12 protein-coding genes are annotated in these 14,876 nt (G+C 59.9%); 5 read left to right on the top strand and 7 right to left on the bottom strand.

Going from position 1 to position 14,876, the window contains the following annotated elements; translation table 11 throughout:
• The 4 genes from pglX to EYB53_RS21900 form a co-directional block, all read right to left on the bottom strand.
• On the bottom strand, positions 1-2,461 hold a 2,461-nt coding region (gene pglX, locus EYB53_RS21915), incomplete at its 3' end, for a BREX-1 system adenine-specific DNA-methyltransferase PglX (RefSeq protein WP_135481084.1).
• 168 nt (positions 2,462-2,629) lie between these two features.
• On the bottom strand, positions 2,630-3,211 hold the full coding sequence (locus EYB53_RS21910) for a BREX protein BrxB domain-containing protein (protein WP_135481082.1): 582 nt from the start codon (positions 3,209-3,211) through the stop codon (positions 2,630-2,632).
• Complete coding sequence (locus EYB53_RS21905; protein WP_135481080.1) at positions 3,186-3,980, bottom strand: BrxA family protein; 795 nt, start codon at positions 3,978-3,980, stop codon at positions 3,186-3,188. Before EYB53_RS21905 ends, EYB53_RS21910 begins: the two co-directional genes overlap by 26 nt.
• 530 nt (positions 3,981-4,510) lie before the next feature.
• Positions 4,511-5,212, bottom strand: coding sequence for a M50 family metallopeptidase (locus EYB53_RS21900; protein WP_135481078.1), 702 nt, complete (start codon positions 5,210-5,212; stop codon positions 4,511-4,513).
• Positions 5,213-5,539: 327 nt separating this feature from the next.
• Between EYB53_RS21900 and EYB53_RS21895 the strand changes: the two genes are divergently transcribed.
• The 4 genes from EYB53_RS21895 (at position 5,540) to arsM (ending at position 8,496) form a co-directional block, all read left to right on the top strand.
• Complete coding sequence (locus EYB53_RS21895; protein WP_135481076.1) at positions 5,540-6,538, top strand: esterase/lipase family protein; 999 nt, start codon at positions 5,540-5,542, stop codon at positions 6,536-6,538.
• A complete protein-coding gene (locus EYB53_RS21890; protein ID WP_135481074.1) occupies positions 6,539-6,853 on the top strand; it encodes a hypothetical protein in 315 nt (104 codons plus the stop codon). It abuts the gene before it with no gap.
• A 307-nt stretch (positions 6,854-7,160) separates the two neighbouring features.
• The gene (locus EYB53_RS25735) at positions 7,161-7,499 is read left to right on the top strand and encodes an ArsR/SmtB family transcription factor (RefSeq protein WP_371879146.1); all 339 of its coding nucleotides are present in this window, start codon (positions 7,161-7,163) and stop codon (positions 7,497-7,499) included.
• Between the two features lie 175 nt (positions 7,500-7,674).
• Positions 7,675-8,496: an arsenite methyltransferase gene (gene arsM / locus EYB53_RS21880; protein ID WP_205712728.1), complete on the top strand. Its 822-nt coding sequence runs from the start codon at positions 7,675-7,677 to the stop codon at positions 8,494-8,496.
• Positions 8,497-8,596: 100 nt separating this feature from the next.
• Here arsM and EYB53_RS21875 read toward each other — a convergent pair whose 3' ends face one another.
• From EYB53_RS21875 to EYB53_RS21865, 3 genes are all read right to left on the bottom strand, one after another.
• A complete protein-coding gene (locus EYB53_RS21875) occupies positions 8,597-9,202 on the bottom strand; it encodes a trimeric intracellular cation channel family protein (RefSeq protein ID WP_135481067.1) in 606 nt (201 codons plus the stop codon).
• Between the two features lie 107 nt (positions 9,203-9,309).
• A complete protein-coding gene (locus EYB53_RS21870; RefSeq protein ID WP_135481065.1) occupies positions 9,310-11,127 on the bottom strand; it encodes a peptidoglycan DD-metalloendopeptidase family protein in 1,818 nt (605 codons plus the stop codon).
• 5 nt (positions 11,128-11,132) lie between these two features.
• Entirely contained in the window at positions 11,133-12,752 is a 1,620-nt protein-coding gene (locus tag EYB53_RS21865; protein ID WP_135481063.1) for an acyl-CoA synthetase, read from the bottom strand.
• Between the two features lie 136 nt (positions 12,753-12,888).
• Between EYB53_RS21865 and EYB53_RS21860 the strand changes: the two genes are divergently transcribed.
• Entirely contained in the window at positions 12,889-14,835 is a 1,947-nt protein-coding gene (locus EYB53_RS21860; RefSeq protein WP_205712727.1) for a bifunctional metallophosphatase/5'-nucleotidase, read from the top strand.
• The last annotated feature ends 41 nt before the right edge of the window (positions 14,836-14,876 follow it).

Genomic DNA, 14,876 nt, shown 5'->3' with positions numbered 1-14,876 from the left:
TACCAGATGTTGGCTCCGCTGTCACCCTCTGGCTAGCGGTTTTGGAGAGGATACCAAGATACGGATATTTTTGCAGTTGCTCTTCTTTCAACTCCTGGCCCACATTCCGAAAATTGACGATACGTTCCTGATTGCCGTACCAGCGACAGAACTGACCACCTTTCATATAGGGAAACCAACGTCTCTTTCCAATTCCTGCATCGACAGTGTTCTTACATCTACGCTCTACGTTACTGATGCCGGACTCCCACCAGAAACGCAGAAATCGCTCATTGTTCCGAGTCCCCATTCCCATTTTCGGGGGCGCGATAGATTGAAGCTTTGGATAGGTTCTAAAGACATACGTCAACCCCAGCGTCACCCAATACACCCACGGCACCCCCGGGATCGCATCAAAATCACCCTGCCGATACCAAAAAACGCTCTGTGCCTCGGTGCCTCGGTGGTTCAACTCCCCCACCGCCCGCTCAAACGCCACCCGCTTCGCTTCGGCATCCGGCTCGCGTACCAGGCGGAAATAGGTGCCGATGCTGTTCTGGCGGCGCTGCTCGCTCGCTTCGCGTCGGAAGGCAAAGAGAGTGGTATTCACCTTCTCGCCGCCGATCTCGGCGAAGGCGCGGGGGCCGACGTGGGCCATCGTCTCAATCGCGGCGCTCTTCCGTAGCTGCTCACGCAGCTTCTCGTAGGAAGAAATGAACATGAACGACTGCTGCGTGATCATGCCCATCCGCCCACCGGCAGCCAGCAACTCGGTGCAGCGCAGGATAAAGGCGGCGTAGATGTCGCCCTTTCCATCGGGATAGGCCTTCTTGAGCAAATCGGCCAGGCTTGCGGGCATCCCGCGCACACTCATATACGGCGGATTTGCCACCACCACATCATAGCGCCGCGCAAGCAGATCGAGCAGCTTGAAGCCATGCTCAGCGCCGGCAACAAATGCGGTAGCATCATTGCCGCGGGCGACCTCCTGGCGGGCAAAGTCGTTTAGCGATGCACGTACCTGGGCATCAAGGTCGTTGAAGACCGTGAACTGACTGCTCCCAACATCCTCCATGCCGGGCAACGACTGCATACCCGACGTGCGCTTGTCGCGTGACCGGGCAACCGTAAGCGTGCGCAGATCCTCCTCTAGGCGCAGCAGCGAACCAAGCTCGCCAGCCTGCTTGAGCTGCGGCCAGAGCGTGCGGATCGCCGTCTCGACGAAGGGCATCGTACGCCCCAGCGTACCCACAAATGCGCCCAGGCGCTCGCCATTGAGCACGGTGACATCGGCACAGACCAGGTGCTGCGGCGTCACCGTAGCCTTCGGGCTGAGGGCCTTGGCACGCACATAGAGACTGAGGGCCGCCAGTTGCACGGCGCGCAGGTCAATGTCGATGCCAAAGAGATTGTTGGCAAGAATGGCGGCGGGGATCTCATCGGCGCTGCGCACTGACGGCTGCGCAGGCCAACCAGGCTCACCCGCATGCTCAAGCTCCTCGCGATACATCGCGGCAAAGAGGTCGAAGGCCACCAGGCCAAAGTGCATCGTGCCGCAAGCCGGATCAAGCAGGGTCAGCTCGCGCACCGGCTTGAGCGGCACTGGCGGAACTTCGCCGGCCAGGGGCACCAGGTATGCCAGTTCCGAACCCAGCGGGCTAGCGGGGTGCATCTGCAACCAATGGCGCCCGAGCGTATTCTCGACCAGGAAGCGCACGATCCAGCGCGGGGTAAAGAGCTGGGTGGCGGCGGGCAGATCCTCGCGGCGGATCTTCTGCTTCTGCTTATTCAGCCGCGTAAAGACCGCGTCCTTCTCTTCCTCATTAAAATACTGATAAACCCAGCCAAGCGTCTCCTCATTGCCAGGTGCCCATACCTCGCGCAGTTCGGGCGCATTGAGCATCTCAATCAACTCGCGGATGGCACGCGGGCGGGGGAAGAGCCGACTGGGCACGTTGGCTGCGTCGAAGAGCACCGCCACCTCGCGGGCCAACTGGCTGGCCTGCCAGAGCAGGAAGCGGCGGTAGGCCACCTCACGCGGCCCCTCGCCGAGCGCATCCTGCGGCATATCGCCAGCCTCGTAGCGGGCCTCATCCTCGGGATGCTCAGCCAGGTAGAAGAGGAAACCATTCGAAGCGTGGTACTTATCGAGCGTACCCCGGATCAACTTGCGCGCCTCAAGCAGCTTGAACGCCACCAGCCGATTCAGGTGCGTAAAAGCCGTCTCGCGCACCAAGCGCTCGACCGCCTCAGCGCCCTTACGCCCGGCGGCGGCCTCATCGCGTATGAATAGCTCTAGGCGCCGACGCGTCTCGGCGACCTCGAGCATGGACTGCACCGCAGGGAGCCTGGCGACGGGCTCGAAACGACCCTCGGGCGACAGCCCGTAGACCGCCGTAAGCATACTGCGGGTCTCATCGGTCAACAGGCGGCGCGCATCCAGGGCGAGATCGTGGAGCTTGGAGCGTAGTACGTCGTCCATTGTCGCTGTTCCTATTCACCACCGAGGCACCGAAGCACAGAGATGTAAAAAGATGGTTCGGCCTCGGTGCCTCTGTGTCTCAATTATCCACTCATTTTACCACAGAGACACCGAGGCACAGAGATGTGAAAGTACATGAAAACCTCTGTGTCTCGGTGTCTCTGTGGTTCACCCATAAATCTTCACCCGATAGGTTCCCAGCGCATCACGGCTAGGCAAATTCATAAAGCGGAGCTGATTCTCACCCTCGCGGGCACCGGGATAGAAGAGGATCGACGGCACCTCGGTGCGGCCTTTCATCTGATCGAGCAGCATTGACATAAAGTAGATATGCGGAGCCATCGCGGCGGTGCGGGTAAGGAAGGCAATCTGACGACGCGGATCGAGAAGAGCCAGCTTACGAGCGAGCAGATCGGGCAAGGGTGCCCAGAGCGGATCCGAAAGATACTTTGTAACCTGTTCCTGCGCCCTGGGAAAGCCACTGCGCTGTTCCATACGAATCACCGCGTCCACACCCTCACACTCTTCAAGCGCCTCCCAGAGCAAATCAGCGAACGAAACCGGCACGACCTCACGACCGCTGGCCGCGAGGCGTGAAGCGAGCAGACGGGCCTCGTGACGCAGCTTCCACTCATCAGCAGGATCATAGCGCAGGATCGCAAACGGCAGATCGCGAAAGACGCTGATCCGCATCGGCGTCGCCTTCAGATCATGCTCAAGCTGCTCAATTGACTCCTTGAGTGAGGGCACGGGCGTACTCCTCCAGTGAGAAGGTCGGAAACTCGATGCGGATGACACGACCGGCAGCGTAATATTCCAGCCAATGCTCCTGATGCGCCGCAGCAAACAGGCGCTCAACAGCCAAGTCAGACAAGAGAAACACCTGCCATATAGGATCGCGCAGCAAGCGTTCACCCGCCTGAAGCTCGCGGTAGCGTAACAGAGCGATGAAACTAAACGCCGTCGTGGGCAAAAACGGCGGCGTAATGCGCTTGTGGATGACCCCCTCAAGCAAGCCGAAATCACGCAGCGTCGCCATGGCACCCTGCGCGACTCGCTCAATAGTGTTCGCATTCCAGGGTCGTTCCGTGCGACCATCGGCAACCTGCTGCTGAAGCCAGCGGTGTACATCGGCGACCGGCAACTCCTGCCGTCCGCGCTCATAGGTCGGTGCAAGAACCTCAATGACCACATCGTGCAACAGCGCATCATTCTGCAGCGCAAGCACATAGAGAATACGATCGAAGGAAGGAGCAGGCAAACCAGCCTGGGCAAAGATCACCAGCGCCCGCAGCAGATCAGGATCACGCAGATAGCGCTGGCGAAAGATCGCCAGGATATCCTCAATCCGCGAGCGTGACGCCTTACCGAAGAGATTCTCGCGCTGAAAGCGGTCAAGATTCTGCTCAACCGACAAGGCCACGTCCCAATAGGCAAGCAACGTCTTGGTATCAGGCAGCAAAGCGCCAGCTTTGATAATTTTGCTTGAATACTTGCCAGTAGCTGTTGCCGTTGGCATAACACCCCCTGGCCCGCGCAAATCGTCAGCCCTGGCCGTTCATTCGTCTCAAGCGGAAGTGTCTGAGGCAATAATCCTTCGTAGGGTTAAGATACAACAGCCGGGGTATGCTGTCAACAAACAGTCAAGCTCGTTTGAACCATGCCTACCCAAAGTGATCGGAACTACCGAGGTGCTTGAAGCGTGCATCCAGGTGCAGACGCCACACCCCTTTGGCTGTGGTACGCACGATGATCATTCATTGTATCCGCAGCGTATATATTCGCCGACAAGAAGAGAATTGTTCTCTGAGCTATCTTATTTTACTACATGACGGTTTTGTAAAACAAGATGTTCGTCAGGGTCGTATATCTCAGCGCATCACACTATGGTCTGCTCATCTGCGCAGCGCATCAATGGCCGCAGCGAGAGCGGCTGCTTTGTCGTCGTGGGCGCGCAGGCGGAGCAAGGTGGTGTCAGGCAGCGGGAGGCCCTCTTTTTTGTGTTCCTTTGCGTTCTTTTGTGGCAACGAACAGATTTTCTGTCCGCGTTCAAACTGACCATGCAACGGTCACGGTGACGACGACAATGGCGAGTGCAAGCACAAACCAGAACAAGGCCCAGACAAGCGCAGGGATATGCGTCATCGCGGCAAGCACCTCGGCGTCGGTACGTTGCTCGCGTTGCGAACGTCGCACCGATAACCGCATCAGGTCAACAAGGCTATTGGCCGAGGTCAGGGGTAGGTGCATCATCAGCAAGAGAAAGAGCCACGAGGCTGGTTGGGGCGGCAGGTACCATCCTGCGGCAACGAGGCTTGCTGCAAGGAGCAAGCCGGCGACAAAACCAAAGAGGTTGCGCACAAAACGCAGACAGAGCAGCGCCAATCCGAGCCCAAGGCCGATCAAGATCGTCTGTTCAGCAAGCTCTGTCGCTGAAAGCAAGATCAACGCCCCACCGAGCAACGCAGGGCCAAGATAGCCGGCACTCACCACCACAAAACGGTTGCCGCCACGAATATGCGCCAACCCCTCGCGATTTGGGTAGACGACAAAACGCTCGAAGCGCCCACCCGTTATGATCGCCGCCATCCCGTGGCTCATCTCGTGGACAAAGGTATCGAGGAGGCGCAACGGATACAAGAGCCAGCCAAAGATCGGCACGCGCCAGAACACCGCCAACAACAGGCTGAGCCCGGCGAGGGCCAGTACCTCGGGTTGGCTCCAGGTTGTCATGATCGCGTCAAGCACCATAAACCTTTGCACCTTTGCGTCAAACGATCTGACGACTAGACCTCACCGCGTTGAGAACCCTCCTTGGTCTTTCGTTACGGCGCGCCTACCCATGGGGGGGCGGTCTCTCACACAAGGTCTGCCAGACCTTGTGTGGTCTGGTCGAGCGGATTCATTTCTGAAGGGTTTGAGCTATCAAACTTGAAGCTACTGGACAAAGCTGTGCCTGGTGCGCGCAGCCTCTTTCCTGCTTTCTATCCCCTAAATCCTTTGCTCATGCGTACGGGGCGTGCAATCTGTGGTACGATACACCAAGTGTACCTTACCTAACGTCTGTGGAGAGCGCCATTGTCTGATTATCGCTGTGCGTCGACGTCGGCTATACCGTGGACGGTATGGGCTCAGAGCATTGTGAATGGTGCGGTCGGTGACTATCTCGTTGCCCGCCAAAATGGTCTCGGCATTGATATGGCGCTTTACGCCGAGCATCGTCCTCTCCCTATGACCCGTGAGGCCTTCCGGCAGGCGTATCCTCGCCCTACGCCGAAGGTGTGTCTGCTGGTGCATGGCCTTGGCTGCAATGAGGGGAGTTGGTCGTATCGTGACTCCTCCGGCCTTGAACGCGAAACGTCGTATGGTGCTGAGCTTGCCGCTGATCTTGGCTTTACCCCGCTCTTCGTGCGCTACAATACCGGGTTGTCGATCGCTCGCAATGGTCAGTCGCTCGCTGCGTTGCTGACGGCCCTTTTGGAAGTCTATCCTGTGCCGATCGAGCAGCTTGTGCTCATTGGGCATAGCATGGGCGGCCTGGTGATTCGACACGCCTGTTATGTTGGCACTCAGCACCATCATGCCTGGGTACAGCATGTGCGCAAAGCCTTCTATCTCGGCAGCCCCCACGAGGGCGCCCCGCTGGCCTGGCTGAGTGATGTCGCCGCGCAGGTGCTCTGTGCGGTGCCCCATCCGATCACCAGACTCATTGGTGATGTCTTCAATGTCCGCAGCCAGGGTATCAAGGAGCTCCGCGCGGCCCCGAGGCCTCATGCACATGCTCATTTCGATGCTCCGCCACACCAGACGCTCCCCTGGCTCAGCAGTGCGCAGCACTATCTGATCTATGGGACGCTCGCAAGTGACCCCGAGCATCTGGTGTCGCTCTTGCTTGGCGATGGGCTGGTAGTGGTGCCATCTATCCCGCCCACGTCGCCCAAGAAGTCGGATCTTTATCCTATTTTGCCGAACCAGCTTGCCTGTTTCCCGCAGACCGATCACCTCCAACTTGCCTGTGACCCGATGGTATACCAACAGATCTACCAGTGGTGTGCAACCCACGAAAGGAGTGCCTAGATGCAACCGGATACGCTTCATCAACTACGTGGTGCCGTCGAACTTGCTACCGATGCTGTCGACGTGACAGTGAGTCGGATTGCCGACGCGCACCAGACGATCGTTCGCCAGGTCTATGCACCCTTTGCCTTGCTCGGCCCGCTCGCTGGACCTGTGCGTGTCGTCGAGCAGATCCAGTCGACCATTACGTGCCAGGTTTACCAGACGATCCTCACCGTCAATCAGGCGATCACACGTGGTGCGCTTACGGTCTTGGACCAGCCGGCAGAGCGCACGCCTTCGGTGTGGCCGGATCGCCGCCGCATCGGCGGATAGGGGCACGGCGATGCCGTGCCCCCGCCACGCCCCCGCCGCGCCCCCCGTACGGGCACGGCGGCGCCGTGCCCCTACCGCCGCCGCGCCGCGATGCCGTGCCGCGCCGCCGTGCCGCGCCGCCGCGCTGCGCCGCCGTGCCGCCGTGCCCGCGCCGTGCCCCTACACGCATGCGGCCAATGTAGGGGCACGGCGGTGCCGTGCCCCCGCGCCGTCCCCCCGCGCCGCCGCCATATATTGACAACCTTCAATATATATGCTATCCTGCACGTAACCCTGACTGTCCTGCCCGAGAAGAGGAGGAGCTACGGTGGCTGAACGTGCTGGTTGTTGTCTTCCCAAGCTTGCCCCACGCCTTGATGCTGCCGAGGCCAGGCGGATCAGCAATGATCTTGCGATCCTGGCCCATCCAATCAGGCTGCAGATCCTTGATCTGCTGGCGCAATACCAGGGCCAGGTCTGTGTCTGCGATCTCGAAGCGGCGCTCCCGGTCAAGCAGCCCACGGTTTCCCATCATCTCAAAATTCTCCGTGAAGCAGGGCTGATTACCGCCGAACGCCAGGGGCTCTGGATCTATTATTCGATCTGCTGTGACACTGTGCAGACGATGCGCGAGCGCCTGCTGGCCCAGTTCGCGTTGCTTGGGTAGGCGCAACGCTGCGCATGCAGATCCCGCAAACCTTCGCGCCTCTGCGCCTTTGTGTCAATAGGGGCCTCCCTTATGTGCAAGGTAGCGCCTGGCTCGCTTCCTGCGAAGCAATCGGGTTGGCAGGGTTTTTTTATCGGTTATATATCGAAGTTTATCAATGTATGAGGAGGAAGAGATGACGCAGTCCGTACAAGATCCGATGGCAGTCAAGGCCGCTGTGCAAGAGCATTATGGCAAGGCGATCCGTGCCGGTTCAAGTTGCTGTGGCGGCGAGACGAGTACCGAGATTCTGCTCCACGGGGCCGAGACGCTGGCCTCATTGCCCGAGGGCGTGGTGACGACATCGTTTGGCTGTGGCAATCCGCTGGCGCTGGCAAGCCTGGCCCCCGGTGAGGTCGTGCTTGACCTGGGTTCTGGCGGTGGCCTCGAGGTGTTGCTCGCGGCGCAGCGTGTTGGGCCGACGGGTTTTGCCTATGGCCTGGATATGACCGATGCGATGCTCGAAACGGCGCAGGCCAATGCGTCCAAAGCTGGTGCCACGAATGTCAGCTTCCTCAAGGGTGATATCGAGGCGATCCCGCTGCCGGATCACTCGGTTGACGTAATCATCTCGAACTGCGTGATCAATCTCGTTCCCGACAAGAGCCTGGTCTTCCAGGAGGCGTTCCGGGTGCTCAAGCCAGGTGGCCGCTTCTCGGTCTCGGATATTGTCTTTGACGGCGATCTCGCCGATCTGCCGGTCAGCGAAGCGCAACTACGCGCCGCGTTGAGTTGGGCCGCCTGCTTTGCCGGTGCCCTGACGCGCAACGAGTATCATACGATGCTGACCGAGGCTGGCTTCGAGCGCGTTGATCTGCTCGTGACCCAGCGTTACACGCTCGAAGACCTGCGTGCCCAGGGGTCCGAAATGCTCGTCGGGTTGCCCGACGAGGTTCTGCCGCTGCTTGAGGGCCGCGTGACGAGCATGACGATTACGGCCTGGCGGCCTCTGGCCTGATATTAGACGGGTTGTTTGACGCAAAGGCGCGAAGGCGCAAAGGTTTGCGGTATGCGCCTTTGCGCCTTTGCATCACCACGGGGCGACCGTGCTCGCGCCCCTACGCTACCCGTACGACCGGCAAATGGAGGTTGCCACGCATCGCGAGCACACGCAAGATGACGATGAGCCCAAAGCCTGACCAGAAGGCTGCCTCATATGGCACGGCAAACAGATCGAGCACCAGGTAGAGCACAATGCCACTGATTGCCGCCGTTGCGTAGATCTCGCGTTGCAAGATCAGGGGCACGCGCGCCGTGATGACATCGCGCAGCACACCGCCTGCTACGCCGGTCATCGTGCCCATGATGACCACGATCATCGGGGCGTGGTTGGCCGCAAAGGCCAGTGTGGCCCCCGACATAGCAAACAGGGCCAACCCGAGCGCATCGGCAATCAGAAACATAAACCCCGGGGCGGGCCGCCACCTCAGATAGAGGATCGTTACCAGCGTCGCTGCAATGATCGTGGTGAGGTACCACGTATCAACGATCCAGAAGATGGGATGGCGATTGAGCAGGAGATCGCGGATCGTGCCGCCGCCAATCGCGGTCAGGGTTGCCACGATGATCATCCCAAAGATATCGAGTTGACGATCACGCGCCGCCAGCACACCACTTGCCGCAAAGACCGCCACGCCGATCAAGTCCAGGTAGTAGAGCAGCACAGGATCTCCTTATCCCAAACTACGCTTGCCGAATGCCAACCTTCGCACCTTCGCGCCTTCGCGCCTTTGCGTCAATACAGCTCAACCTTTGTTGCAAACTCTTGCGCCTACCGCCGGATCAACGGCATCCAGGTAAACGGTTCGTGCGTGTATGGCACAATGTCGGGTGGTACGGCAAAGCGGATGATTGCCCCCGGCCCCACGTTATGCGTCATCCCACTGTTGCTCAGTTTGTAGATCGCCCGCGCCTGCGCCGCTCCGGTTTCCCCACTCACTATCCCGCTCGCTCGTACTTCAACGCGGTAGTAACCTTCAGGCGCACTCGGGTCGGTGACAAGGATCAGTTCGACTTCGCCGCCGCCCAGGCTGGCGACGATGCCTAGGTCGGTGCCGTTGATGCTCAGCCGTAGTTCGCTGTATGGCTCGAAGTTGGTTCCTTGAACCAGAATCTCGCTACCCGGCGTAACTCCGTTGGCACTCAATGTAAGCATCGGTTGCACCACTGGCTCTGGCGTTGCTGTCGGCGAGGGGGTCACTGTTGGCGACGGGGTCGGTGACGGCTCGGCTGTCATTGTCGGCGAGGGGGTCGCGGTCGGCGAGGGGGTCGCGGTCGGCGCCGATACCCCTGGTGGCTCTTGGTCAAGCCAGAGCCAGACACTTGCGACGCAGCCTTTGTAGGCTCCGCCAGGCCCAGGGCCGAGTGGACACGGGTCAGGCCCTCCGCCGTACCAGCCCATTGGATTCGTTTGGCGACCACCGTAGCGTACTTCAACGTGGATGTGCGGTAGCCCGCCAGCGGTTCCACTCAAGCCGATGGTTTGCCCCTGGGTGACGGCTACGCCCACCTGCGAGCCCGGTTGGCCGATGTAAACCGCGTTCATATGCCAGATCACCAGTTCGTATTGCCCAGTGACAATCACGAGGCCACCGTCGCTTGCGCCACTCGGGAGCCGGTTGTACAGCAGGCCGCCCGCTGGCGCGATGATCGGTGTGCCAATCGGCATGCCAAAGTCGTCGCCGTCGTGCGTGTCGTATGTCGTCGTCGTGCGCCCCAGGTAATCGAGCATCCCCGGGACGTTCGGGCTTTTGTTGTTGTCAACCGACGGGTACGTGTGGTCGTAGTACGCCCGTGAGAGTAGGGGTACGTTGAAGGGGCGGATCAAAAAGGGCTCGCGGGTCTGCTGCGGCACAAATTCGTCAATCATTGGATCGCCGAAATGCTCACGATACAGCGTCAGAAAGCGTTTTTGCAACGGTGCAACGGTGCTATCCTGCGCTAGCGGGCTCAACAGCAGGGCTAGTCCAAGTTCGGCTGTATGCTCGACGGGCACAACCATGCCGGCTTCACAGTCACCAATATGGAGATGCGTGCTCGCATGTGGCCCAAGCGCTGCCCGTGTACGGGCAATCTGCACCGCCAGCCAGCGCTGCCACGCCTCTTTGTCGTGCGCCGGTGCGGCCTGATCAAGCACGGCCATCACCAGCAACAGACGCGTATTGACGCCGTGAAGAATCGCCGCTTGTTCAAGCGCTTGCAATTGGTCTGGCCCCAGCTCAAGCCCAAGCTCTTGTGCCGCCCTGGTCAGGGGTTCGCCGTACCAGCCGTTGCTGTAGAGCAACAGGGTATCAGGATAGGCCGATGTTGCACTGGTTGTGGCTGCGCTCGCTGCCGGTGCCGGTGCGGACGTGACATTGACCAGGCTCGTCGCGGGTGGTGCATTGGCCGTAAAGAGGCGTGCGGTCGGCTCGTCCCACGCCGGATTATCAATTGGTATCGTTGGTAGGCACTGGGTCGCCTGGGTTGCGGCAACCCGACTCATTGTTTCACGATCGCCAGGCAGACGCAACGTTGCGACCAGACCAACGGTAAGCACCAATCCAATCGTGATCGGTAGGGTGTAAGCGGCTGAAGCGAGGCGTTTCATCGTTCTTATCCTGCATGTTCTTGCTTGAGCACGTGCTTCTGGACCTTGCCCATCGCATTGCGTGGTAAGGCGGTGAGAAGCCGGATTTGGCGGGGGCGTTTGTAGGCGGCCAGTTGTTCACGGCAAAAGTGTTCGAGTTCGTCATGGGTTGGTGGATGGGCCGGATCACGTGGCACAACTGCTGCAACGACCTGTTCGCCAAAGGTCGCGTCAGGTAGCCCAAAAACGGCACACTCGGCTACTCCGGGGTGATCAAGCAGCACCTCTTCCACCTCACGCGGATAAATATTGTAGCCCCCGCTGATGATCAACTCTTTGGCGCGCCCGGTGATCGTATAGTAGCCATCGTCACTGCAATGACCCAGATCGCCGGTGCTAAACCAGCCATCCTCGGCCAGCACTTCGGCAGTCGCCGTCGGATTACGCCAATAGCCGGCAAAGACGTGCGGGCCGCGTACCTGAATTTCGCCAATTGTGCCCGCCGGCACCGGTTGCCGACTCTGCATCTCGACAATGCGCGCCTCTTGCCCTGGGAAAGGCCCGCCCACACTCCCCGGATGCCGCTCGCCCGTATACGGGTTCGTCAGGTTCATCCCGGTTTCGGTCATGCCGTAACGCTCAAGAATCGGCTGACCGGCAAGCCTGGCGAAATCGGCAAAGGTCTGTGGACTAAGGGCCGCCGAGCCTGAGACAAAAAGCCGGACACACTTGCCTGCCTCGCGCAGCGCCTCGCCCGCCCCAACCGTGTCGATCAGTCGAGTATAGATCGTCGGCACACCAAAAAACATGGTACACCGACCCTCGCGCAGGGTCGCCAGGGTCTCTTCAGGTTCAAACCGGGGCCGCAGCATTACACTCGCCCCGCGCAACAGGGTGCCATGCACCCCAACCCCAAGCCCGTGAATATGAAAGAGCGGCAGCACCAGCAGCAAGCGATCACTCGCCTGCCAGTTCCAGGCCGTGCAGATAGCCTCGCTATTGGCGACCAGGCAACCGTGGGTTAGCATCGCCCCCTTCGAGCGCCCCGTCGTCCCTGAGGTATAGGCGAGGATTGCCAGATCCTCGGCTCTGGGCAGTTCCTCGCTGATCGGCAACGGCGTCTCCTCATCCGGTGCAGGAACCGGTTGTTCCTCTACGCCGCTGGGTGAGCCTGCCTCATCGACGGCACCCTCGCCGCTGTGGTGAGGGGTGGCACCTGTCGCGAGCTCAACGGGAGCGGGCTTCACCTGGGTTGGGTCGGTCTGCACCTCTGCCCAGGGCCGTTCATCAAGTTCCCGCAGATGGGTCGCCCCTTCGGCCTCACACACCACCACGCGGGGTTCGCTATCACCCAGGATATGGGCCAGTTCGACCCGACGATACTGCGTATTGATCAGCACAACCGCTGCCCCGGCGAGATGGGCCCCCAGGTATGCCCCGAGAAAAGCCGGCCCGCCGGCGAGATAGAGCCCAACGCGGTCGCCGCGAATGACCCCGTGGTGTGCATAGCGCAGCGCCCATTGCCGGGCTGCCGCAAGCAACGCACCATACGTAAGCGTCGTTTGCTCCCAGATAACACATGGTCGCTCGGGATCAGTCTCGGCCCATGCGCGTGCCGCCGCCAGAAGAGAAGAGAATTGAGTCATCTGCTAATCAAAACCTTGGCTAAGCTTAACAAACCGACAAACATTTGTTAGTATGAAGTACGTAGGATCAGGGTTCATGGACCCAACCCGATATGGGTATCGGGATCAGCACCTACCAGCTAAGAGGGAGTATAGCATGACCAGGATGTCACGTCGTACGTTTTTGCGCGGCACAGTTGCGCTCGGTGCCGGGGCTATTCTCTACAAGTTTGCCAATGGATGGTCAATTGCCACGGCTGCCAATGGCGACGAAGCCTATCAGTTGCGCATTGTGCATACGAATGATCATCACGCACGGATCGAGCCGACCCTCAGCGTCACGATTGCCTCGGGGGTTACCCGTGACCTTGGCGGTGTTTCGCGCCGGAAAACGCTGTTTGATCAGATTATTGCCGACAATACGCCTCCTGCCGGTATTCCACGCGATCTGCTCTTCCTCGATGCTGGCGATGTCTTCCAGGGCACGCTTTATTTTAACCAGTATCAAGGCCAGGCCGATCTCGAGTTCTACAATCAGCTTGGCTATGCCGCGATGGCAATTGGGAACCATGAGTTTGACTCGGGCGATCAGGTGCTCGCCGATTTCATTGCCGGGGCGAATTTCCCTATTCTTGCCGCTAATATCACCGCTGGAGCAGCCTCACCCCTCGCGGCGCTCTATGAAGAGGGCAGTGTCACAGGTGGCAAGTGGGGCCCCTGGACGATTATTGATAATACCGCTACTGGTGGCAAGAAGATCGGTATTTTTAGTCTGACGACGGCCGATACGGCCAATATCAGCAGCCCCAGCGCGGCGGTCACCTTCAATGGCGCTTACGTCACCGTGGCGCAGGATCGCATCGACCGTCTGCGCACTGACCTTGGGTGTGACATCGTCATTGCGCTTACCCACATTAGCTACCTTGATGACGTTGCGCTGGCTGAGGGCGTACGTGGGCTGAACCTGATCGTCGGTGGTCACTCGCACTCGTCGCTCCTCAACGCTGCGCAGAGTACGCAACCCACCGGGGCACCACGGGTCGATGGTCCGTATCCTACCGTCGTCGAAGATCTCGACGGCAAGAGTGTCGTCGTCGTCACCGACTGGGAGCATGGCAAGTGGGTGGGTGATCTGCTCGTCAGCTTTACCGCTACCAACGAAATCCGCGAGGTCGTCTCAGATGCCACCTTGATCCGTCCGGTCTGGGCCGGTGGGATCAGGGATGGACGCGAGTTGATTGCGGGCGAAGGGGCTGAAATCCCAACCAATGCAGCCTTCGAGACCCGTATTGCCGAGTTGGCCGGCCCGCTTGATGAGTTGCGCCGCACGAAGATCGGTGAAACCACGGTGCTGCTCAGCAATGCATCTTCGGTCGTCCGTGAGCGCGAGGCCCCGCTTGGCAATCTGGTTGCCGACGCGCTGCGCGAACTGGCGCTGGGCTTTGGCGGCAATCCTCAGAACTTCCCGATTGTGACGATCATCAACGGTGGTGGCTTGCGCTCGACGATCCCGGTTGGTGATATTACGGTAGGAAGCATGCTCGAAGTCTTGCCCTTTGGCAATACGGTAGCCCTGGTTGACCTGACGGGGGCGCAACTCCTGGCGGCCCTCGAAAATGGTGTCAGCGCCCTGGGCGGGACAGCCGGGACGGGGCGTTTTGCCCAGGTCGCCGGTCTGCGCTTCACGTTTGCGCGCACCCGTCTGCCAGCCATTCAGGGCAATCCCTCTGGTACGCCACCAGTCGCAGCCCAGCGCGGTGAGCGCATCATCGGGGTCGAGGTTCTTGAAGGCGACACCTTCCAGCCGCTCGATCTCCAGAAGGTCTATCGGGTGGTGACCAACGACTTTATGGTGCGCGGCGGCGACAGCTACTTTGTCTTCACTGCAGGCGGCGATCGCGCTGACCCGACGGTTGGCGGGGGAACCAATCAGGTTGACACCAAATTGCTGATGGTGGATGCCGTGATTGATTATATTCGCGCCCAGCCAGATGGCATTGTCAGCCCGGAGGTCGAAGGTCGGATCACCGAAATCCGGTACGCGTATCTCCCCTTTGTGGCTCAACCGACTGCCGCTGTGCCAGAGTTTGCCACCGTTCGCTAACCGCATGCTGCGGGTACGTTGGCCCCCGCCCATAGGCGGCG

The sequence above is a fragment of the Candidatus Chloroploca mongolica genome, assembly GCF_004762035.2.
GTDB lineage: Bacteria > Chloroflexota > Chloroflexia > Chloroflexales > Chloroflexaceae > Chloroploca > Chloroploca mongolica.
This window is presented reverse-complemented; position numbering and strand designations above follow the sequence as displayed.